Raw genomic sequence first — 24513 nt, 5'->3', positions numbered from 1 at the left:
AGGGTGGTTTCCTCGTCGAGAAGCCGGCGCGGTGCCGGCTCCCATCGTGTCGGCAGGCGGATGCACGCCGCCACGGCCCGAGATCCGACGGGCCGCGGCGGCGAAATCGCCTCAGCTACGCATGAAGCCTTCGAGTTCGCCTTCCGCCCAGGCCAGCGTCTTCTCCATGGGCTCGCCCCGGTAGAAGCGCACGCACATCTTGGTGAGCGTTGCCTGGGTGTAGATCTGCTGGGCGACCTTGGGCGGCGCGGGCGACGCCGAGATCGAAAGCAGCTGATGCTTGTGCGGATTCGGATAGTGGTAGAGCGTGCCCTTCGGCGGTCCTTCCTCGGCCCATGTCTTCAGGGTCGTCAGTTTCTCGAAGGCTGGCAGGTCGTAACCGCCGCTCGCCGCCACCATTTTCTCGACCGCATCCGGCTGCGACAGACGCGTCAGCACGCTCTTTGCCGCCTCCTTGTTCTTGGAGAAGCTCCAGACGCTCCAGAAGTAGGGCAGGAACGGCGCGAAGCGGCCCTTCGGACCGACCGGGAAGCCGTGGGTCCAGCATTGCTCCGCGATCTGCGGCGCATCGCGCCTGGCGACGGCCCACGCGCTCGGCGGATTCATGATCAGGGCGCCTCTGCCCGAGACCAGCCACCTGTTGTTGGAGCCGTCGTCCCATGACGGCGCGTCCGACGGCAGGAAAGCCATCAGCTTTTTGTAATATTCGAGCGCCTGCCGCACGTTGTCGTTCTTGACGACGACGTTGCCCTTGGCATCGACGACCTCTGCCCCGAAGGCCAGGAAGAACGCCCCGACGGTATCGACGGAATCGCTGGTCTCGCCAAGACCGATGCCGAAGGGAACGCCGCCCTTGTGACAGGCTTCCGCCGCCTTCAGGAATGTGTCCGTGGTCCAGCCATCGGCTTTCGGCGCCGAACCTGCCGGGTACATGGCCTGGACGTCGATGCCGGCGTGCTGCTTCATCAGATCGATGCGCGAGCAGGGCCCCTTGATCTGGCTGCCGACGCAGGCCGGAACGCCCAGCCATTTGTTGCCGGCCTTGCCGAGGTACTGGACGGTGCCGTTGACTTCGCCGTTCTGCTTGATGAGCCCCTCGACCACGTCATTCATCGGCTCGAGCAAATCCGCCTGAGCGTGAGGCCACCAGGTCGGCATCGCCAGAATGTCATGGCCCGACTTCGCCTGGGCTTCGGCGGCGATCGTCAAGAGGTTCTTGTTACCCTGGCTCGGGATGTAGTCGATGGTGACCTCGACCTTTTCCTTCTCGGCCCACTCATTGACAATATCGGTAGAAGCCTTGTTGGCGCCGGGTACCCAGTGGTCCCAAAATCCGATCGATAGCTTGCCGGCGGCATGTGCGCCGCGCACGTAGGGTGCGGTCACGAGTGCCGCCGATGATAGCGCTGTCGCGGCAATGAATTGGCGTCGAGTTAGCTTCTTCCGTGTCATGGCGTTCCTCCCTGGATGGGCCAATCGGATATGAAGGAAATTCCCGTTCTTGCTTTTTTATTCGGCTCCGTTCGGACGCCGCGGATATTTCATTATTGACGATCAGAGCAGAATTGCCAGCGTCTGTCGAGAAATCACGTAGGCGCTGTCCTAGAACTAACGTTGCGTGCAAATCGAAGGCAGCAACGACCGTTAGCCCGTTGTCTACCGCTCATTCCTGACTCATGACGCGGAATATTGCGTTGCACCTATCGAACCCATCGGAGGGGGTGAGGATGTGAAATAGCGCCGCAGGTTCCCCTACCGCGTGTCCAATTTGGGATACGCCGCCGTTTTCATCACCTGGATGACCGGGCGCGGCAGGTAGACTCGCGCGGCGCGAAAACGATAAAATCGGATTCGGCCGCGGTCCTTGGCCCAGCACCACTACGCCGGAAACTCACGATCGACATGGAGACCAGACAATGACCAGCCCGACATCGAAGCTGCGCGCGCGGCTCAGACTGTGCGCAGCCCTTGGGGTGGCCGCCCTTACGCTGTTTAGCGCGTCGCTCACGGTGGAGGCACAGGTGGTTGAGGGGGTCCAAAAGGGCGCCCGCGAGGGGAACAAGGCGGCCGGACCGGTCGGCGGCGTGCTGGGCGGCGCTATCGGTGGTGTCGTCGGGGTGGTGACCGGTGTGACCGGTGTCCTCACCGGCGGTGCACAACAGCAACAGCAGCAAGCGGCCCCGGCGAAGGGTGGCAAACAGGGCGATACCGCAAAGCAGGACGATGCCGCAAAATCCGGCAAGGCGGCCAAGGGGACAAAGACGGCAGCAAAACAGCCACAGGTGCTGACCCAGACCGGTGCACCGCAAATCACAGCCGAACAGATCGTCGCCAACAGCGACGCCAATATCGAGCGCATCAAGAAGCAATTGAACCTGACGCCCGAGCAGGAGAAGAACTGGTCCGGCTTCAACAGTGCGATGCACTATCTCGGCCATAATGGCGCCGATCGCCTCAATCTGCGTATTGCGCGCGCCAAACGCGATCCGCCCGACGACATCATCGAGCAGATGCGGAACGAAGCCCAGTTTCTCAATGACCGCGCGGTGGACCAGCGCAATGTAGCCGATGCCGCCGAGCCTTTGTTTGCAAGCCTGGACGAGAAGCAGAAAAAGATCTTCATCCAGGAAATGGTCAATCTGAGCCACGAGCGCGGGCTGGATTAGCGCGGATAGACCGACGCATTCGCGCGTAACGTCATCCGCCCGGATCGAGTCCGGGCCGGCTTCCCCATTATTATGGGTTTACCGCGGGCGAATAGCCGGGCACGCATGCCCTGGGGTAGGTGAAAGGCGAGGCACCCGGCTATCCTGCCGCAGCGGCGCGGCGGGTTCCAATCGCCATGCAATGATGAAGAAACCCTGACGGGATCGCGCCCGACTGATGGCTGACTTGCGGCCTTGTCGGGAACCGCTAACGCAAAGCCGAAATCAAAAAGCCGGAATTAAAACAAGTTCGGCCAGCGCTTGAGCTGGCCGAATAGTCGAACGTTGCCCGCGGCGGTGGCCGGTTACGCCTTCGCAAAATTCAGCTCCACACCGACACCGTCGGGATCGTAGAGAAAGAATTGCGTATCACCGGTTCGGGGCACGATGCTCTCCCGGAATTTTACGCCCTTGGCCTGCAGGCGCTTGCGCACGCCGTCGACGTCAGTCGCGGCAAAGGCAATGTGGTCAAGCCGCCCGGTGTCCTCGTATTTCTTCTCGGTTCCGCGCACCACGATGCCCTCGCGTGGTTCGCGCGTACCCATCAGGTGCACGGTGGCGGTGCCGCCGGAGTAGAGCCAGTAGCCGGGGAAACCGAGCGGCGGACGGTCGCCGTTCTCCAGTCCAAGCACGTCGCAGTAGAATTCCTTGGTGCGTTCGAGGTCGGAAGGTTCGATGGTGTAGTGCTGTAATCCGCCAAGTCCCATGGTTTCTTCTCCTTATAGCGTTTTCCAGCGAAGTGGAGCCGGTTCGCGTCAAGAAAACGCGTCAAAATCAAGAATCTAGAGTCCCGTTTCGATTGAATCGAAACGGGACTCTAGACAAAGGTGAGATCGACATCGACGCCCATCATCCAGGCGCCGACGGTTTCAAAATGTCTGATCTGGCCTTGCAGTTGCTGGGTCACGGTATGGATGTCGCGAAAGCGCCGCTCCAGCGGGTGGCCTTCGAAGATCGCGGTGGCTCCTGCCGCGTTGTAGGCGAAGTCGACCGCCTCGCGTGCCTTGTGGATGGCGTTGGTGGCGGCCATGCGGACGGTGATGCGCTGCGCGACGGTGATGCTGGCGCCGGCGACGAGGTCCTTCCAGATTTCGGCCATCGACTGCAGCACGAAGCCGCGGGCGGCGCGTAGATTGACCTCGGCCTGGGCGAGGCCGGTCTGGACCACGGCGTTGTCGCGCAAGCTGCCTTTGGCGCCGCGCGGCACTTTGTTGCGCGCCACCTCGACGAAATCGTCGAGCGTGCTTCGGGCGATGCCGCAGGCAACGCCGGCAAAGCCGACCTGGTAGCAAGTGCCGGCCCCCATGCGATAGAGCGGACCGCTTTCGCGGCATTCCCGGTCGAATTCACGGGTGATGGAATGGTCTGTTGGAACGAAGAAGTCATTGAGCGCGAACTGGTCGCTGGCGGTGCCGCGCAGGCCGACCGTGTTCCAGATGTCGGTCCATTCGACGTCCTCGGTTCGCACCAGCATGGTCCGCTCCAACGGCATGCCGTTGGCTTGCAATCGGGGAGTGCCGTCGGCCGCAAAGATCGGACAATGCGCGCCGAGCCAGGTCGCGTGCCGACCACCGGAGGCAAAGGCCCACACGCCCGTGACCCTGAAGCCGCCCTCGCATTCGATCGCGCGGACCTTGGGGCCGGGACCCCAGGCGAGTACTGCGCGCGGATCCCCGAAGATCGCGCGCGCCACCGGCAGATCGAGATAGGCCGCCGACATCGCACAGCCGCCGGCCTGGCTGAGGCACCACGCCGTGGACGCATCCGCCTTGGCGATGGTTTCGATGACATGGAAGAAGGTGACGGGATCGGTTTCGATCCCGTCGGTCGAGCGCGGCAGCAACAGACGAAACAGCTGCGCGTCGTGCAGCCTGTCGAGCAACGCCGGCGGCAGACGGCGCTTATTCTCAATGTCGTTTCCGGCTGCCGCCACATCGGGACGAACAGCCTCGGCACGGGCGATGATCGCCCGGTTACCGGCAAGGTCGGCAGCAGTCGCGATCAAATTATCCAAGCCTCCATCGACGCCTTGTATTCAAGACTAAGCCTGCCGGACTCTCGCCGCCGACATATTCAGCCCGTCGGCCAGTTCCTTGTCGATCTGCTCGATCGACTTGCCCCTGGTCTCGAAGCCGATGAAATAATACACGATGCCGGCCATCAGGAACCAGCAGCCGAGATAGACGAACGCCGTCGGAATTTGAGTCAGCGGCACGTCGGGCTTGAGATAGTTGTTGGAACCAACAATCAAGGCAAGTCCGACCGGTCCGATGATCTTGCCGATGCCGCCGAAGCCATAGGCCGACCCCATGCCGGTGGTTCGCAGATGCGAGGGCCAGACTTCGGCCGCATAAGGCCCGACGATAGCAAAGCCGCCATCGGCAAAGAAGAAGGTCACCGCCAGGATCAGCCAGAACGCCGACAGCCCAAACAGCGTGGCATCGTAATTGTAACCGGCGACGATGGTCAGGACTCCGGCGCCGAGGCCCAGCAGCCCACCAGAGGCGCGCCGCCCCAACGCTTCCGAGAAATAGGAGAAGCAGAGGCGGCCGATGAAGCCGCAGACGGTGAGCAGGATCATCATCTTGGCGGCTTCCTGCGGCGACACCTTCAGCAGCAGCACGAACAGCGACGGCGCCCAGAGCGTGAGGCCGTAGACGCCGGTTTGCGCACCGGCGTTGCCGAGCCAGGACACCAGGAGGCTGCGTGGATACTTGAACAGGTCGAACCAGCTTGTCTTGACGACCGGTCCGGCATCGGCGGCGCTTGGCAACGGCAAGGCTGACGGCTCCATCTGCAGCGCCCAGGCGAGCGACTTCCGCGCTTCCTCGTAGCGACCCTGGCGGCACAGCCAGCGCGGGCTCTCCGGAACCCAGATCCGGACCAGCAGCACCAGCAGCGCCGGCAGCACGCCGATCGCAAACAACAGCCGCCACTGGTCGCTGCCCATCAAGGCGCCCATGACAGCGCCGAGGCCGACGCCGAGCGGGATGACGCAGGTCACGAGCCCACCGACCCAGCCGCGCTTGGAAGAGGGCATGAATTCCTGCACCAGCGGCAGGTCCACGCAATACAAGCCGCCGACGCCGGTGCCGACAAAGAAGCGCATGATGGCGAGGTAGACCCAGCCATTGTCGGGCGTGAAGTAAAGCAGGCCGGTGGCGATCGAAAAGTTCAGCACGGTGCCGATGAACACCATGCGGCGGCCGATGCGGTCGGCAAGCCAGCCCCAGACATAAGCGCCGATGATCGCGCCGATGCCGGAACTCATCAATACGAAGGCCGATTGTCCGAAGGTCAGCTTCCAGGGGCCGATCAGGAAGGCGAGCACGAAACCGATCAGGAAGTAGTCGAAGAACTCAAGTGCGTCGCCGATGATGGCTGCGGTGAGGATTTTGATCTGGTTGCCGGTCAGCGTCGTCCGGCGATCGAGGATCTCGAACATGGCGTTCCCCTTGGCGCCTGTTTATGTCCGGACGGACGCCGCGCCTGCGCACCGCCTATTAAAGAAGGGTATCGCCGGGCCGTCGCGCGCGACAAGCCCATGAAGACGCGGAGCACATCTGCGCAGATGCGATGGAGGAGCATCCTGCCGCTGCGCACAAATCGGAAGCGGTCCATCGTCGCCGCTCGCGTTGCGGTGCACACACGCCATTTGCTTAAGGTTTCGCGACTAGTTAGATAGGTCGAGCGATGTCCACGGCCGGAACGTATGGAAGAAAAGCGAAAATATCCGCGAACCGAGATCGAGGAGCCCGCCTATGTCTCATCGGGCGGCTCCGTGATGCGTTGCGTGGTGAGGAACATTTCGCTCGAGGGTGCGGCGATCGACGTCGAGAACCCTGCATTCGTTCCGCAGCACTTCCGCCTCGTAATGGCGAAGGATTCCTCGATCGTTCATGAGTGCCGGGTCGCCTGGATCAAGAAGAACCGGATCGGCCTGACGTTCATGAATGTCGTACAGGAACCGCCAGAATGAAGTGACGGGTCACTCTATCCTGAGCTTCGCGTCACGTACCACTTTGCCCCATTTTTCCATTTCCAGCTTGATGCGGACGCCGAACTCCTCCGGCCGGTTCGCGACCGGCTTGAATCCGAGCGCGGTCAGGCGCTCCTTCACGTCTGCCTGCCCGACTGCCTTGGCAATTTCGCGATAGAGCAGATCGACGATCTCTTTTGGCGTTCCCGCCGGCGCAAGGACGCCCGTGATGGTGTCGGCCTCCTGGTCCTTGATGCCTTGTTCGGCAAAGGTCGGCACGTCGGGCAACTGGGTCGCGCGCTCGCTTGCGGCAACGCCGAGCGCGCGCAATTGGCCGGCCTGCACCGCCGAAAGGGCGGGTGGCAGCGCGGTGAAAGCGATCGGCGTGTGCCCGCCGACGGTTGACTGGATCGCAGGCGCTGCGCCGGTAAACGGCACGTGCACCAGGTCGAGGCTGAACGCCAGCCGAAACAGCTCACCCCCCAGATGTGGCGTCGAACCGACGCCGGGACCGGCAAAACCATATTTGCCGGGATTGTCGCGGATCAGCTGCACCAATTCCGGAAGCGACCTGGCCGGCACCGACGGGTTGACCACCACCACGTTCGGGGAAACCGCGACCAGCGTCACCGGCGCGAAATCCTTGACCGCATCGTACGGCACCTTGGCGTAGAGACTGGGATTGACCACAAAGCCGGTGCTGACGACCATGATGGTATAGCCATCGGGGGTCGCGCGGGCGACCTGGCCGGACGCGGTGTTGCCGCCGGCGCCGCCGATATTCTCCACGAAGAACTGCTGACCGAGCGCATCGGAGAGCTTTTGCGACACCATCCGCGCGATCACGTCGGTCGGGCCGCCGGCGGGAAACCCGACAACCACGCGCACCGGGCGGTTCGGATAGCCCTGTGCCGAGGCCGTCGGGACGGCCCCCAGCAACAGCGCGGCAGCGAGCAAGATTTGCAGAACGGCCGCCATGACGCCCCCCGGATTTTATGTTTGTTGACGCCATCATCAACGACGGCGCAGCGCAGAACAAGGGGAGGCGCGGGAGGCTGGCGCTATTTCTTCAGCAGCGGTTTGATCCGCTGCTCCAGTTCCTCGAACGACATCGAGCCTTTCAGCCGCTCGCCGTTGAGGAAGAAGGTCGGCGTTGAATCGACCTTGAGCGTTTCATGGGCGTATTTCTGATCCGCCGCGAGCTTGTCGAGCATCGCCTGATCCCTCTCGCAAGTCGTCACGTCCTGTTCGCTCATCCCGTTCAGCTTGCCGACGAAGTTCAGCGTTTCCTTGGTCTGCGCGATCAGTCGGTCCTGCAGCTTGAACAGGGTCTCGATGACGCCGAAATATTTTTCCGAATCGTTCCTGGCGATGCAGCGCGCGAGCATCGAGGCCGCCGCAGCCGCGACGTCGAGCGGGAACTCGCGGAACACGAAGCGGACCTTGCCGGTGTCGATATATTTGGAGCGCAGCATCGGAAAGACGTTCTCGCCGAAGGCGGCGCAATGCGAGCAGCTCATCGACGCGTATTCGGTGATGGTCACGGGCGCCTTCGGCGATCCGATCGCGATGTCCGGCAGCGACACCGGCCTGGCGACAGCCGCCGCCATCGCGCTCTGGGCGACGGCGGGGCCTGCGAAAAACGGCGCGGTGAAAGCGAGCAGGGCGACAAAAGCGATGCAGCGAAGGGCGTTCAACGGGCAATTCCAAACTGATGGGCGGGGAGAGTCTATCCGGTTCTTCCGTGTCTGAAATTATCTATATTCCTCAACAAGCAAAGACGAAAGCCGGATGCGTCACAGCAGCGATCGATCCGCGTGGAGCTGCGCGCCGTCATGGCAGCCGAAATCCCTGGTCAGCGCTTCATCGCCAACGCGTGCAGCAAACGTCCTGAAGTTGATGGGCTGGCTGCAGACCTCTCAGGGTTTACGCCTGCTGGGGTTTCGACATTTCCCGGAACTTCCGACCTCACCCGCCTTGCCGAAATGGATCAGTGCTTTTCGAGACCATGACGGCGGCAGACGCAAAGCAGATTTCCAGTCGAGATCACGTAGAACTACGGATGCCGGTCCGCATGGTCGGGCTACCAGAGTTGGATATGTTTGCTCGCGGGAGATGTGCACAATGTGACGGTCCGCGATCCGCACGGTTGAATTAATCGTGCTTGCTTACGATGATTGACGATCACAGTTGACCGGGAAATTCTGGCAATCCATTCATGCCGGGCGAACTGGCTTTGAAAGCCGGCCGGCAAGAAGGGTGAGGGGGCAGTGGCGATAGATCCATTCATAGACGAGATCTATGAAGCGGCGGTCGTTCCGGAAAAATGGCGATCCATTCTCGATCGCCTGGCGGAAATAGCCGATGCCGAGGGTACGCTGCTGTTCGCAGCTGGCCCTGGAGATCCCAGATGGCTGTCATCCAGATCCATCGAAGGGTTCATCGCGGAATGGACCGGCAGCAAATGGTATCTCGACAATCCACGTGGCCAGCGCCTCGTTCCGATCGACGAACCGAGGTTCCTGACCGATCTGGACGAGTTGACGATGGAGGAGATCGACGCCTCCGATTTTTATACCGAACTGCTACGCCCCCGTGGACTTGGATGGTGTGTTGGAACGTCGATACGTTCACCGGCCGGCGACACGCTGGTGTTCTCGATCGAGAAGGCTCACAGCAAGGGCCCGGTGCCGCGATCGGTTGCGGAGACTTTGGATCATTTGCGTCCGCATCTTGCACGGGCATCGGTTCTCTCGGCGCGACTGGGGCTGGATCGGGCGATATCGACAGTCGCGACGCTGGACGCGATCGGCTTGCCGGCTGCGGCATTGGCGTCCACTGGTCGCGTTATCTCGGCCAATGCCGGTTTCCTCGCGAGCAAGGGCCATGTCCGCGTCGGCGCGGGAAACCTGATTCAATTTACGTCCGAACCGGCTCAGACATTGCTGATGGAAGCCATTTCGCGCGGCGGGCGTTCCTCCAATGGAATCGGCCGGTCCATTCCGGTCCGAGCCACCAGGACTGACCCGGCTTTTGTCGCCCACGTCGTGCCCTTGCACGGCGGCGGACGAGATGTTTTCACCGGAGCCTTGTCGATCGTTTTCATCACGTCGATGGTGCCGAGCACCAGCCCGGCGTCGCCATTGTTGCAGGCCCTTTTTGATCTCACACCGGCGGAGGCACGTACGGCGAGTCAGATCACCGAAGGCAAATCCATCGAACAGATTTCGTCCACAACCGGAATAGCTCAGAACACGATTCGATCTCACCTGAAATCGGTCTTTCAAAAGACGGGAGTGCAGCGGCAAGCGGAATTGGTCAGCTTGCTCGGCGTAACAATCAATCAAGTCACGTAGATCTACTGGTTAACGTCTAACCCATTTGGGGGTGACTATTTTGTTGGTGACGTGTGGCTTGACTTGACCGCGACGATTTCTAAAGACTACATAAAAAGCATTCTAAAATTTCATTTCAAAAAACTCATACAGGCCCGTTGGGGCTTTGAACAACAACCAATCAAAAGCAGCGGATTGATCTGACGCCGTCAGACCGATCGTTTTTTCGTGGGGGTAGTTCTTTGGCAAATTCATCGGCAGTCGTTGGTTTACCGAGCAACAAGGAAGTCACCGAAGACACCACCTTGCCGTTCCTGACAGCTGTTGGATTCATCCCGATCAGCGATGCCAACCCCGGACAGGCCGCTTGACCACAATGAAAGCAGCCGCGAGCACTTTGGGAACGCTGACGATAGCGGCGAACGGGGCCGATACTTATTCGGTCGCCAACAGCGCCGTTCAATATCTGGGTTTCGGCAAGACCAAGGTCGAGACCTTCACGGTGACGTCGGTCGATCGTCGCCGTCAGCAAGACGGCAAAGTCATTTTTTCGGAAGCGGAGTTTGGAAACGTCAAATCCCGCCATCACCATTGAAGCCGCTGCGCGAATGCACTTTGCGCGGCGCAAGCAGACATATGCGCGAACTCACCAAGGGGCGTGAAAATCCATGAATTACACTGGCACCAACGGCAACGACACGATCACCGGCACCAGCGCAGCAGATGTCATCAAGTCGGGCAACGGCAACGATACGCTCAATGCAGGCGCTGGCAACGATGTCGTCGATGCGGGCAATGGCGATGATGTTGTCAATGCAGGCGAAGGTAGCGATACGATTTCGGGCGGCAACGGCAACGATACGCTCGACGGCGGGGCTGGTAACGACAATCTGAGCGCCGGCAATGGCGACGATATTCTCATTTATCGCGCGTCCGAAAACACCACTGCCGTCGATATTTACGACAGCGGGAACGGTCGGGATACTCTTCGGCTGATCGTCAGCCAGACCATGGCGGATTCGGCGGCGTTCAAGGCGGATATTGCAGCCCTGCAAGCCGCGCTCGGGCAAGGCGCGTCCTATTCCTTCCAAAGCTTCAACCTCACTGTCTCCCGCATTGAGAGCGTCCAGGTCGTCATCGAGGCCGGTTCCAATCACGCGCCGGTGGCCGTCGCCGATACGGTCAGCACCAACGAGGATACGACCTTAACGATTCTCGCGTCGGCTCTGCTCGCCAACGATACGGATGCCGATTCTGGCGATACCAGGACACTCGTCTCCGTCCAGGGAGCGCAGCACGGCACTGTTTGGATGAACGGGAGCGGCGACGTGGTTTTCACTCCCGATGTCAACTATTCGGGTGCTGCGAGCTTCACCTACACCATGCGCGACAGCGTCGGCGCCACTTCTACCGCAACCGTTACAGTGAATGTCGGTGCGGTCAACGACGCCCCGACTGCGACGAATCTTTCGGCCCCGGAGACCTATACGGAAGACACGCCGCTCAACCTGACCGGCATTGTCGTGACTGACGTCGACACGGCCAGCGTAACGGTGACGCTGACGCTGTCGAATCCGTCCGCAGGCACGCTAAACACGGCGACCTCGGGATCGGTGAGCTCAACCTATGATCCGGCAACGGGCGTCTGGACGGCGTCCGGCGCGTCCGCCAGCGTGAACGCGCTCTTGGCGGGGGTGACGTTCACGCCGGCCGCGAACTTCAACGGCAACTTCTCGGTTACGACCAGCGTTAGCGACGGAGTGGCTCCGGCGGTGACCGGCAGCAAGACCTTCACCGGCGTCGCGGCGAACGACGCCCCGACCGCGACGAATCTTTCGGCACCGGAGACCTATACGGAAGACACGCCGCTCAACCTGACCGGCATTGTGGCGAGCGACGTGGACAGTGCCAGCGTAACGGTGACGCTGACGCTGTCGAATCCGTCCGCTGGCGCGCTGAACACCGCGACCTCGGGGGCGGTGAGTTCGACTTATGATCCGGCCACCGGAGTCTGGTCGGCTTCCGGGGCGACCGCCGATGTCAATGCGCTTTTAGCGGGGGTGACGTTCACGCCGGCCGCGAACTTCAACGGCGGCTTCTCGGTTGCGACCAGCGTCAGCGACGGCGTGGCTCCGGCGGTGACTGGCAGCAAGGCCTTCACCGGCATCGCTTTGAACGACGCGCCCGTCGCAGTCGCCGATACGCTTGCCACGATCGAAGACACGTCAATTACCTATACGATAGCGCAGCTGCTCGGCAACGACACAGACGTCGACAATTCGAATGCACAGCTCTCGATCGGATCGGTGACGAGCGGAACGGGCGGCACCGCGGTGCTGAACAGCAATGGCACCGTCACTTTCACGCCGAATGCAGACTTCAACGGGCAGGCGAGTTTCAGCTACACGGTCACGGATGGAAACCTGACAAGCACGCCGGCAACGGTGACCGTGAATGTCGCGCCCGTGGCGTCCGAGCCGACGATCATAACCGAACGAGTCGAGGTCAACACCTCATCCGACCCAATTGCTCTCAGCATCCAAATCAGCGACCTCGACACCAGCGACACGCTTGCATCGACCATTCAGATCAGCGGCGTTCCGGACACTTACAAGCTGAATTTCGGCGACCCCGCTCCGGAAGGCGATGGCGTCTGGATCGTCAACCTGAGCGATGTGCCAAATTTAGCGTTGCTGCCAGCTGATGGCGGCGTCGGCGCAGCGCAAACGATTACGTTGAGCATTACGGCAAGCTCATTCGACCACGGGAACGTTGCGTCGAAGACTGTGGAATTGAATGTCCTTGTCACGGATCCGGACCTGCAACGCGCAGTCGACGGCTACATCGCGGACGCGCTGGTTTTTGTCGACACGCTCCAGGGCGGTGTTTACAACGGCGTTCTTGATGCAGGGGAGCTGTTTACCTATACGGCGGGCGATGGCTCGTTCAGTCTCGACACGTCGGGCGGCCAATTAGTCCTCCAAGGCGTTCAGCAGGGTGTTGGGGGCCACAACACTTTCGACGTGCTCACCGGCCTGCCGTTTAATGGCACGCTCAAAGCGCCGAGCGGCTCGACCGTTGTGACACCGTTGACCACACTTATCGTGGCTATCGCCGGGACCGGTGGCGACACGGTGGCCGCGGAAGCTTCCCTCAAGGCAGCGCTAGGATTGTCATCCACGGTAGACCTGACGACGCTGGATCCGATCGCCAGTACGGTTTCGGCTGCTCCTGGCGCGGCCGAGGTTCTCGCTGCATCCATCCAGGTGCAGGCGACCGTGACTCAACTCTCGGCGGCAACGGGTGCGTCGAGCGATGCAGTAATCGGCGCGCTCGTCCTGGCCGTCACCGGCAGCAGCGGGACCGGCAGCGTGGACCTCGGCCAGTCGTCGACGGTCACCGCGCTGGCATCAGTCGTAAACGATACCCTTCCGGCAGAGGATCAACTGTCGGCAGCTGATCTGACTGCGATCTCCGCGGTCGTGTTCGAATCGAATGCGCAGATCTCAACGGGCGTTACGGATGGGGCCGATCTCAGCCAGGTCGCTCAAGCGGCCCAGGTGGCCTTCGGCAGCACGACCCAAGCGCTGTCGGACGCGGCGAGCGGCGGAAGCACATTCAGCGACGTCCAGACCAACTACACGGGCGCTGCGCTTGAAGAAAAGATCGCAGCGGCGCCGCTTACGCTCACGGGAACCGAAGTCGCCGACACGCTGGTGGGCGGCGACGGCAATGACACGATTGCCGGCCTCGGCGGCGGCGATACGCTCAAGGGCGGAGCCGGAGACGACACGCTATCCGGCGGTGCGGGCAAGGACAATCTGACCGGCGGGGAGGGCAACGATATTCTGGACGGCGGCCAGGACTTTGACCGGGCCGTCTATACCGATGCGACCGGCGGCATCACCGTCAACCTGCTGGCAGGAACTGTAACCGGCTTGGGGATCGGCAGCGATACTCTAAATGCCGTCGATGGCTTCATCGGCAGTGACTACGGCGACCATTTCGACGGCACGGGGTTCACTGGAACCGCCGGATTGCCGGGTTCCATCATCGGCTTCAGCGAGTTCGAGGGGCGCGGGGGCGACGACGAGATCATCGGCGCGCTGAACGCCCTGGGCCACGCCCTCACGCGCGTGAGCTACCTTGGCGCATCTGCCGGTGTCACCGTTGATATCCAGACTGGCGAAGCCTTCGGAACCGATGCGGGAGATGTCGCTAACGTCGGCCACGACACAATTAGCAACATTCTCAACGTCTGGGGTTCGAATTACGACGATATCCTTCGTGGAACCGACAATGGAGCTGGCTCTTTCGAGGCATATGAAGGGCGCCGCGGCAACGACTTCATTGACGGTCGCGGCGGCTACGATGTCGTCGTCTATGCAACCGATCTGACGACCAGTACAGGAATCACAGTCCATCTGGCAGATGGAACGGTGACCGGCGATGCAACGGTCGGCACCGATACGCTTCGGCAGGTAGAGGCCGTGCGCGGCACGAACTTCGATGACCTGTACGACGCGACGAACTTTGGCACGGCGGGCACTACCAACATAGGCTCACTTGGCATCTTCAACGACTTCCAGGGAGGTGGTGGAAACGACACGGTCATCGGCAACGGCGGCACGCGCGTCAATTTCTCGAGCGCATTGGCCGGCGTGACTGTCAACCTGCAAACCAACCTGAGCCAACCCGGCGTTACCGCGACGAACGTTGCCGGCACCGCGACCGGCACCACCGAAGGCACCGACACACTGACGGGCGTCAATGCGGCGCAAGGGTCGTCATTTAACGACACATTGCTTGGAAGCAATTTCAACAACACCATGACCGGACTGGGTGGCGATGACGTGATCGATGGCCGCGGCGGCTTCGATACTGCGAGCTACAACAGCATGACCCTTGCCACCGGGGGCATCGCCGTGATGCTCGCCGCCGGAACGGTGACGGACAACGTCAGTGGTGTAATCGGCCATGACACGTTGCAATCGATCGAAGCCATTCAAGGCACCCATTTCGCCGACACCTTCAACGCGACGGGGTACGGCCTGGCGGGCGCAGTCAACGTCAGCAACAGCAATTTCAACCAGTTCGAAGGCCTCGGCGGCGACGATGTCATTATAGGCAACGGCAACACGCGGCTTGGCTACTTCAACGCGACCGCGGGCGTCACGGTCGTATACAGCGTCTTGAACAACGCCTCCGGTACGGTGGACGGCAATTCGACGGTGGGACATGACAGCTTTACCCTCGTCAACAGCATCACCGGTTCGGCTTTCGGCGACACCTTTACGGGCGACAACACCAACAACGTCTTTGACGGCGGCGCCGGCGACGACGCCATCAATGGCGGCGGCGGCAGCGACACCATCACCGGTGGCGCCGGAAACGATGCGATCGACGGCGGCAGCGGCTTCGCCGACATGGCGGTCTATACCGGCGCGCGGGGGTCCTACACCATCAACCTCACCGGGGCAGGTGCCGGATCCATCTCTGGACCTGACGGCAGCGATACCTTCACTGGCATCGAGGTCCTGCAGTTCAGCAACCAGTATGTGCTGACGGCGTCGGGCACCTCGGGTTCACAGATCAACGTGACCGGGCTGAACTTCATTGGAGGTGTTGCGGTCGGGACATTGACCGGCACGAACGATGACTTCCTGACCATCGGGCAGGGCCTCTCCAATCGCGTGATCAATCTCGGCGACGGTACCGGCGATACGATTACCCTCGGAATCACGGGTGGCTACAACCTCAATCTCGTCAACGTCGAGACTCTTAAGGGCACCGGCGGCGACGATTTTGTCGGCATGCTTGCCACCGTCAACGGACTAGCGATCGATCTCGGCACCGGCACCAACGACAACGTTAACCTGTTCAACGGTGCCAACACGGTAAGCGTCGTCAATGTCGATAATCTCAACGGCAGCGACTTCGCCGTAGCCAGCAACGATACACTCACGCTGACGAATCTTGTCAGCGGGCTCTCCATTAATCTCGGCCTTGGAACCAACACGATCAATCTGGCAGCGGGAAGCAACTCGCTTAACAACGCCTTTGGCACAAACATCATCAACGGCACGTCGTCCAACGATACACTTACCGTCGTCAACGGACTGTACCAGTCCACAGTCAATCTTGGTGACGGCGCCGATACGCTGATCCTGACAAACCCGACGGGTTTCAGCACCCTTGGCCTCGTCGGCGTTGAAAATGTGGTTGGCGGGACAGTCGACGATTATATCGTTTTGCAGAACGCAGCGACGGGTGTCACGTTCGACCTCGGGACCGGTAACGACACCCTCAACCTCGCCAACGGCGTGAATTCTGTCGGCGTCGTGGACGTCGAAGCCATCAACGGCAGCGACTTCGGCGGGTTGAATCCGTCCGACGATACGCTGATACTGCTGGGCAATGTCAGCGATATCCGCATCAATCTTGGTGACGGGAACAACACGCTTAACCTCGCGGCCGGAACGAATTCAGTCCAGGGCTACGGCCTCCAGACGATCAACGGCACGACGTCGGCCGATGTGCTCACCACGCTCGAGAACGCCGCTGGCAGCACCATTGATCTCGGCGCCGATACGGACACGCTGAACCTTGGGTTCATCGCCACGGGCGTCACCGTCAAGAACGTCGAGAACGTCAACGGCAGCGCGTTCAACGACACCATCACGATCGCAAACACCTCCGGAACGACCACGGTGACGGGTGGGATGGGTTCGGATTTCATCACCGCCAGCGCCGGACAGGACAACATCCGCTACACCAGCGCAGCGCAAGCCGGGATCGGGGGAGGCGAAACCGTCAACGACTTCAACGCCGCCAACGATGCGTTCGTGCTCGATCACGTCGCTGGTCTTGCCGGACAGATCCATTTCGTCAGCAACGGCGCGTTCAGCGGATCGCCAGGAGACTTCCACTCCGAAGCCCGCCTCTTCGGCAACGTTCTGCAGATCGACGTGGACGGTGACGGGCAGATGGGCGCGGCTGACATGGAGATCACTCTCAACGGCCTCAGCGGCACCTTGACCGACGCCAACTTCGTGACCTCCGGCGTCAACCACGCACCATCAGACATTTCGCTTGTCGGGTCGTCAGTGGCCGAGAACAGCGCTGTCAATACAGTCGTCGGCACCTTGTCCGGCTCCGATCCGGATGCCGGTGACACCGCCACCTTCAGCATCGTCAACCCCAACGGAATGTTCGCGATCAACGGCAACGATCTCGTCGTCGCCGGCCCGATCGACTATGAGACCGGTGCATCGCAGTCGGTGACGGTGCGCGCTACCGACTCCAGTGGCGCGACGTACGACGAGGTGTTCAACATCGGCGTCACCGACGCCAACGATGCGCCCACGGTGATCTCGGGTACGACGGGCAGCGTTGCCGAAAACGCGGCAAACAGCACCGTGGTCTATCAGGCGATGGCCAGCGATCAGGATGCGGCCGGGCCTAACTCGACGATCGCATGGAGTCTGTCTGGCACCGATGCCGCGGCTTTCGACATCGACGCAACCGGCCAGGTTACGCTGAAGAATTCTGCGAATTACGAGCTCAGAAACTCCTACAGCATCAACGTCGTGGCGACCGACGGAGGGGCTCTGACCAGCACCAAGGCGGTGACGATCAGCGTCACCGACGTCAACGAGGCACCGACCAATATCGGGCTGAGCGGCAACACGATCGCCGAGGGCAGCGCCAATGGAACGGTCGTCGGTACGCTCTCGGACGTCGATTACGACGCGGGCGATTCCGCTACCTACACATTGACTGGCAATGCGGGCGGTCGCTTCGCCGTCAGCAACGGCCAGATCGTCGTCGCCGGCGCGCTGGACTTTGAAACGGCAACCTCGCATCAGATCACGATCCGGGTGACGGACGGCGGCGGCAACACCTTCGACAAGAACTTCACCATTGGCGTGACTGACGTGGCCGGTGTCACCCTGAACGGTGACAACGACGACAATACGCTGATTGGAACTTCCGAAGCTGACACGCTGAACGGCCTTGGCGGCAATGATTTGCTGAAAGGTCTGGCCGGCAATGACACCCTCGATGGTGGACTCGGTTTCGATCGGGCGGATTACAGCGACGCCACTGGCGGCATCACCGTCAACCTGGCGGCCGGTGCCGTTACGGGACCGGGGGTCGGCAACGACACGCTGGCCGGCATCGAGGGCGTCGTCGGAAGCGACTTCGCCGATACCTTCAATGGTGCCGGGTTCACGGGCTCGGTCGGCGTGCCGAGCACCGTTATCGGCCAGGACGATTTCGAGGGCGGCGGCGGCGATGACACTATCATCGGGACCGTGAATGCACTTGGCCAAATGACGACCCGGGCTACCTACGTCAGCGCGACCAGTGGCGTGACGGTAGATCTTGGTGCGGGCACCGCTGACGGCGATCTAAGCGTCGGCCACGACACACTAACGAACGTCAACTCGATCATCGGATCGAACCATAACGATACGTTCTACGGTAGCGATAACGCGCCCTTCACCTATGAGACCTTTGAAGGTCGAGCAGGGAACGACTACATCGACGGGCGCGGCGGATTTGACCAGGTCAACTACAATAATAATCCGGCGACGACATCGGGTATCGAGATCCACCTTGCAGACGGGATTGTGACGGGTGACGCCTCGGTCGGCACCGACACGCTCCACAACGTCGAAGCGGCCCGTGGCACAATCTTTGATGACGTATTCGATGCGACTGGCTTCGGAAGCGCCGGTGCGGCCAATGTCGGCTATAACGGAGCCTTCAACGACTTCGGCGGCGCGGCCGGTAACGATACGATCATCGGCAACGGCAGTACCCGGCTTAATTACCAGACTGCGGCAAGCAGTGTCAGCGTTGATCTCGAGACGAGCGTGCCTGGAACAACCAACGGGGTCACCGTCGCCGGTGTTGCCAACAGCGCCACTGAGGGTACCGACAGCTTTACCGGCGTCAATGCCGTGCAAGGCTCCATGTTTGGCGACACGCTGCAGGGCAGCAGCTTCAACAATACGCTTACGGGACTTGGCGGCGACGACTTCATCGACGGTCGGGGCGGGTTCGATACCGCGGCCTACAACAGCCTGAGCACTGTCACGAGTGGGGTGACGGTCAACATGGGAGCGGGCACCGCCTCCGGCGACGCGTCGATCGGTACGGATACACTGCGCAACATTGAAGGTGTTCAGGGCACCATGCTGGCCGACAGCTATAATGCGAGCACGTATGGCACCGGGGGGGCGGTGAACGTCAGCACCAGCAACGGCACTTTCAACCAGTTCGAGGGATTGGGCGGTAACGACACCATCGCCGGCAACGGGAACACGCGGCTTGTTTATACCAACGCTACTTCCGGAGTTGCCGTCGACATCGCTGCGGGCACTGCGACCGGCGATGCCTCGGTTGGTACGGATACCTTCACAGGCGTCAACAGCATCAACGGCTCGGGCTTCGGGGACACTCTCCAGGGCAGCGCGAATAGCGACATCTTCCTGGGTCTGGCCGGCAACGACCTCAATGACGGTCGGGGTGGCTTAGACACGGCGCTCTACGCAGGGTTCAACACTACCGGGGGTGTCAGCGTCGACATGGCTTCCGGTGTCGTCACCGGGAATGCCTCGGTTGGAACGGATACGCTGCGCTCGATCGAGAGCGTTCAAGGCACCAACTTCAGCGATACCTACGTGGCGACCGGCTACGGCCAGGCGGGCGCACTGAACGTCAGCGACAGCCATGGTGACTTCAACCAGTTCCAGGGTCTTGCCGGGAACGATACCATCACCGGCAATGGCAACACCCAGATCTCGTATGCCAATGCAAGTGCAGCCGTAAACGTCAATCTCACAACCGGTATTGCAACCGGCGACGGATCGGTCGGTACCGACACCATCACGGGCGGCGTCTTTAACGTCTTCGGATCCAACTTCAACGACACCATCGTCGGCACCGCCTCCTCAGACAATCTCTCCGGCCATAACGGCAACGACACCATCACCGGGGGCGGCGGCAATGACGTCCTCAGCGGCGGCGCGGGAGCTGACAAATTCGTGTTCGCAACCGGAACCGGCGCGGACACCATCACTGACTTCGTCCATGGCTTTGGCAAACAACTTGACCTGACGGGCGTCAACGGCATCTACGGCTTTGCCGACGTTCAGGCGCATGCGACCCAAGTCGGCTTGAACACGGTGCTGACGTTCGGCGCTGACAGCATCACGCTGCAGAACGTGACGGCCACGAACCTTGTGGCAAGCGACTTCATCTTCGGTTCCAACAGCGCGCCGACGGACATCCTGCTATCCGGCAACTCGGTTGCCGAGAACAGCAGCGCAGGAACTGTCGTCGGGACCTTGTCTGACGTTGATGTCGATGTCGGAGATTCCGCGACCTATACGCTGACCGACAACGCGAATGGCCGCTTTGCGATCAGCAACGGACAAATCGTTGTCGCAGGTGCGCTGGACTATGAGACGGCAACGTCGCACCAGGTCACCGTTAGAGTCACGGACGGTGGCGGTAATACCTATGACAAGGACTTCAGCATTGGCGTCACCAACGCCAACGACGCGCCGACCAATATTTCAGTCTCGAATGCGGCCGTCCCGCAAGGCAGCGCCAACGGAACGGTTATCGGCGCATTGTCGGCAATTGATCCCGATGCGGGCGATACCGCGATGTTCTCGCTGGTTGACGACGCCGATGGCCAGTTCACGGTCTCGGGCGTCAATATCGTTGTCGCGGGTCCGCTGACTGCCGGGGCACAACAGGTGATCGTGCGCGCCACCGACGCGCTTGGACTGACTTTCGACAAGACGATTACGATCAACGTCAATGCCGGTTCGACCGTTGTCGGCGATGCAGCCGCCAACAGCCTCACCGGCACGGCTGGCGACGACCTCATTCAGGGTCTCGGCGGCAACGATTGGCTGCAAGGCCTCGCCGGCAACGATGCGCTCGATGGCGGGCAGGCCTTCGACCGGGCGGTCTATAGCGACGCGACAGATGGCATCACCGCCAATCTTGCGGCAGGCACGGTGTCGGGAGCGGGTGTCGGAAGCGACACGCTCATCAATGTCGAAGGCATTGTCGGCAGCGCTTTCGCCGACACGCTGAATGGAGCAGGGTTTAGCGGCTTTATAGGCGTGGCGGGCACCCCCGTCGGGTTCCACGAATTCGAAGGCGGAGGCGGGAACGACACCATCACCAGCGCCGTCAACAGCCAGGGCGCATTGCTGACCCGGATTTCCTACGTCAACGCGGCGAGCGGCGTTACCGTCGACCTCACGGCGAACACTGCAACCGGGGGTGACGGCAGTGACACCCTTGTCGGTGCGGGATTTGCGACCGTCGTCGGATCGGGGCACGCCGACAACCTGCTCGGCAGCACCAATGCTAACGGTACGGTTGAGGTCTTCGAAGGTCGCGCCGGCAATGACATTATCAACGGCCGCGCCGGCTTCGATCGCGCGGACTACGCCCAGGACCCGCTGGCGGTGGGTGGCATCAACGTCCAATTGGCCGCAGGAATCGTAACGGGCGACGCTGCGACGGTCGGAACGGATACGCTCCTATCCGTCGAATCCGTACGCGGCTCGAACAGCGCGGATACGTTCAATGCGGTCGGTTTCTCTAACGCTAGTACCAATGTCGGCTCCAACGGCACCTTCAATGAATTCAACGGCATGGGCGGCGACGACAACATCATCGGTAACGGTGCTACGCGGGTTACCTATATCAACGCGACCGGGGGCGTCGTTGTCGACCTGCAAACCGGCGGCACGCCCGGCACGGGTGAGGCGCATGGCGACGCGTCGACCGGCGACGACACCTTCAGTGGCGTCAATGCCATCCAGGCGTCGATGTTCAACGACACGCTGAGTGGCAGCAACAGCACCGCCACCACGGAAACTTTCTTTGGCGGCGCTGGCAACGATACAATCGACGGCCGAGGCGGCTTTGACATTGCAACTTACAACAACATCTACTTCTCGACCGGCGCGATAACCGTCAACTTTGCGGCAGGTACGGTAACCGGCGACGCATCGGTCGGTTCCGATACGTTGCGTCAAATCGAGGGTGTCCAGGGCACCAACTTCAACGATGTCTTCGTTGCCACTGGTTTTGGCAACGCCGGAGCCCTCAATATCGGCAACAACTTCAACTTCAACCAGTTTGAAGGCATCGGCGGTAACGACACCATCACCGGCAACGGCAACACGCGCATCATCTACGGCAGTGCGGCCAATGCGGTGACGATCAACCTGCAGGCAGGCACCGCCAGCGGCGGCAGTTCTATCGGCAACGATACCTTGGTTGGCGTTAACAGCGCTACCGGCAGCAGCTTGAACGACACCTATAACGCAGCCGGTTTCACCGGGGTCACCTCGGCGGGATCGTTCGGTACCTTTAACCTGTTCGAAGGCCTTGCCGGCGCCGATACCATTACCGGCAACGGCAATACGCGCCTTTCCTACTCCCAGGCGAGCGGAGCCGGGGTCAACGGCGTGAACGTCAATCTCGCGACGGGCGTAGTGAGCGGGTTGGCTGGCGCGGACGTCATCATGGGTGGCGTCAATAGCGTCCAAGGGTCGAATTTAATCGACACTCTTACCGGCGGTTCCAACGACGAGTCCTTCTTCGGCGGCGGCGGCGGCGATACGATCAACGCCGGCGACGGCAACGATGGCATCACCGGCCAGGGTGGTAACGACACCATCGACGGCGGCGCTGGTACCGACGTGGCTTTCTTCACCGGGGCGCAGGGCCAGTACACCGTCACAACGCCGGGCGCGGTCCAGGTTCAGGACAACAATGCGACCGCCCGCGACGGAACGGACACGCTCACCAACATCGAGGTGCTGAGTTTCAGCGACGCCATCGTGCTGCTATCCTCGGGTGCAGCCGGGAGCCCGATCGATATTTCGACCCAGCTTCTTACCGGCAACGGCGCTGTGATGGGAACCGCTGGTGACGATTACCTTCGTATTGGAAGCAATATTTTTGGCCATCAGGTCAATCTGGGGGCGGGGACGGCGGACACCGTCATCCTGAACAGCAGCAGCTTCGGCAGTGGCTTTACGCTCAACCTGGTTGATGTCGAGTACGTCACTGGCAGCAGCAGCGACGAGTTCGTCAACCTGACGAGCAATGCCTCCGGACTTGTGATCGACCTCGGCGGCGGCAATGACAATCTCAACCTTGCCGGCGGCACGAACACGCTCAACATTACGGGCGTAGATGGTATCGGCGGATCGGACTTCGGCGCCACGCCCGGCGTCAACGACGTGCTCAACCTGCTGAGCACGGTGAGTGCCGTAAACATCTCGCTCGGCAACGGCAACAACACGATGAATCTTGCCGCCGGCGCGAATTCATTCACGAACATCTACGATGTCAACCACGTGAACGGAACTATAAGCGACGATACACTGACGATTGCCGGCGCGCTCTTCGCCGCAAATGGAAGCACGGTCGATCTCGGCGATGGCGAGGATACCCTCGTCCTTGCCGGAAACAATGCTACATTCTCCGCCGTCGGTATCGAGCACATCGACGGCTCGGGGGCGGCCAATCAACTGAGCCTGACCAGTAACGTCAGCGGGATCGAAATCGACCTGGGCCTGGGGACCGACTCGGTCTCCCTCGTCAGTGGCGTAAACTCACTTAGTATCGTTGGCGTCGAGGACGTCAGCGTTAACGATTTCCTGGCCCCGTCAGACGATACGATTACGCTCCTGAACGCCGTGTCCGGCGTCACCGTTAATCTCGGGCAAGGCACCGCCAATACCCTCAACCTCACAGCCGGAAACAACTCGTTCGAGAATCTCTGGAACGTGAACTTCCTCAACGGCAGTGCGTCCGATGATACGCTGACCGCGGGCGGCAACCCCGGCAACACAATCGACCTCGGCGCCGGCACCGATACCCTGAACCTCACTGGAGGGGTCAACATCACGGTTGCCAACACCGAAACCATCAATGCCAGCTCGAACTTCGACGTCATTACGATAAGCAACACGGCGGCGGGCAGCACGACGATCACGGCGGGCACGGGCGCCGATCTGGTCACGGCCAGTGCGGGACATGACAATTTCCGCTTCACCAGCATCGCGGACTCCGCCGCGGGCTCTGCCGACACCGTCTACAACTTCGATGCCGGCAACGATACTTTCACCTTCTCGGGTATCAGCGTTTCGGGCGGCCACATCGAGTATATCGACAACGGCGGAGACCTGCTCGACAATGGCCAGGCCTCGGCGCGCCTGCAGGACTTTGGTTCGGGTAACGGCTTGGTCCAGATCGACACCAATGGTGACGGGACAAGCGATATGGACATCAACCTGCAGAACTTCACCGGCACGCTGAATAACAACCACTTCCTGCTGACCTAAGGAACGTCGGCGCAACATACGCATCGAGATCTGGAAGCCGCGCACCGAGCGCGGCTTCTTCTGTTCTCGAAATCGGGGCGGTGCCGTCTGCAGGT

The 24513-nt window shown here is 61.2% G+C and carries 11 protein-coding genes; 5 read left to right on the top strand and 6 right to left on the bottom strand.

The annotated features are described in order from the left end of the window. Positions 1–111: 111 nt before the first annotated feature. Positions 112–1452: an ABC transporter substrate-binding protein gene (locus tag JQ567_RS10505; protein ID WP_212438746.1), complete on the bottom strand. Its 1341-nt coding sequence runs from the start codon at positions 1450–1452 to the stop codon at positions 112–114. A 464-nt stretch (positions 1453–1916) separates the two neighbouring features. Here JQ567_RS10505 and JQ567_RS10500 point away from each other — a divergent pair, with 464 nt between their 5' ends. Continuing rightward, on the top strand, positions 1917–2666 hold the full coding sequence (locus JQ567_RS10500) for a Spy/CpxP family protein refolding chaperone (RefSeq protein WP_212438745.1): 750 nt from the start codon (positions 1917–1919) through the stop codon (positions 2664–2666). 344 nt (positions 2667–3010) lie between these two features. Here the strand turns inward: JQ567_RS10500 and JQ567_RS10495 are convergent, their stop codons facing one another. The 3 genes from JQ567_RS10495 to JQ567_RS10485 form a co-directional block, all read right to left on the bottom strand. Continuing rightward, positions 3011–3412, bottom strand: a complete 402-nt coding sequence (locus tag JQ567_RS10495; protein ID WP_212438744.1) for a VOC family protein — start codon at positions 3410–3412, stop codon at positions 3011–3013. Positions 3413–3522: 110 nt separating this feature from the next. Continuing rightward, complete coding sequence (locus JQ567_RS10490; protein WP_212438743.1) at positions 3523–4719, bottom strand: acyl-CoA dehydrogenase family protein; 1197 nt, start codon at positions 4717–4719, stop codon at positions 3523–3525. A 27-nt stretch (positions 4720–4746) separates the two neighbouring features. Then, positions 4747–6150, bottom strand: coding sequence for an MFS transporter (locus JQ567_RS10485; protein ID WP_212438742.1), 1404 nt, complete (start codon positions 6148–6150; stop codon positions 4747–4749). Positions 6151–6417: 267 nt separating this feature from the next. On the opposite strand from JQ567_RS10485, the gene JQ567_RS10480 reads away from it, so the two are divergent. Beyond that, positions 6418–6684: a PilZ domain-containing protein gene (locus tag JQ567_RS10480; RefSeq protein ID WP_212438741.1), complete on the top strand. Its 267-nt coding sequence runs from the start codon at positions 6418–6420 to the stop codon at positions 6682–6684. Positions 6685–6693: 9 nt separating this feature from the next. Here JQ567_RS10480 and JQ567_RS10475 read toward each other — a convergent pair whose 3' ends face one another. Both JQ567_RS10475 and JQ567_RS10470 read right to left on the bottom strand, forming a co-directional pair. Continuing rightward, a complete protein-coding gene (locus tag JQ567_RS10475) occupies positions 6694–7662 on the bottom strand; it encodes a tripartite tricarboxylate transporter substrate binding protein (protein ID WP_212438740.1) in 969 nt (322 codons plus the stop codon). Positions 7663–7745: 83 nt separating this feature from the next. After that, on the bottom strand, positions 7746–8381 hold the full coding sequence (locus JQ567_RS10470) for a DsbA family protein (RefSeq protein WP_409363589.1): 636 nt from the start codon (positions 8379–8381) through the stop codon (positions 7746–7748). 573 nt (positions 8382–8954) lie between these two features. Between JQ567_RS10470 and JQ567_RS38845 the strand changes: the two genes are divergently transcribed. The 3 genes from JQ567_RS38845 (at position 8955) to JQ567_RS10455 (ending at position 24418) form a co-directional block, all read left to right on the top strand. After that, positions 8955–10040: a helix-turn-helix transcriptional regulator gene (locus tag JQ567_RS38845; RefSeq protein WP_212438739.1), complete on the top strand. Its 1086-nt coding sequence runs from the start codon at positions 8955–8957 to the stop codon at positions 10038–10040. 355 nt (positions 10041–10395) lie between these two features. Further along, the gene (locus JQ567_RS10460; protein ID WP_249165398.1) at positions 10396–10614 is read left to right on the top strand and encodes a VCBS domain-containing protein; all 219 of its coding nucleotides are present in this window, start codon (positions 10396–10398) and stop codon (positions 10612–10614) included. Between the two features lie 73 nt (positions 10615–10687). Continuing rightward, on the top strand, positions 10688–24418 hold the full coding sequence (locus tag JQ567_RS10455) for a tandem-95 repeat protein (protein ID WP_212438737.1): 13731 nt from the start codon (positions 10688–10690) through the stop codon (positions 24416–24418). Positions 24419–24513: the final 95 nt, after the last annotated feature.

It is taken from the genome of Bradyrhizobium sp. AUGA SZCCT0431 (assembly GCF_018131065.1).
In the GTDB taxonomy this organism is placed as follows: Bacteria; Pseudomonadota; Alphaproteobacteria; order Rhizobiales; family Xanthobacteraceae; genus Bradyrhizobium.
Note: the sequence above shows the minus strand (reverse complement) of the source record. Positions and strands in the feature narration are given on the sequence as shown.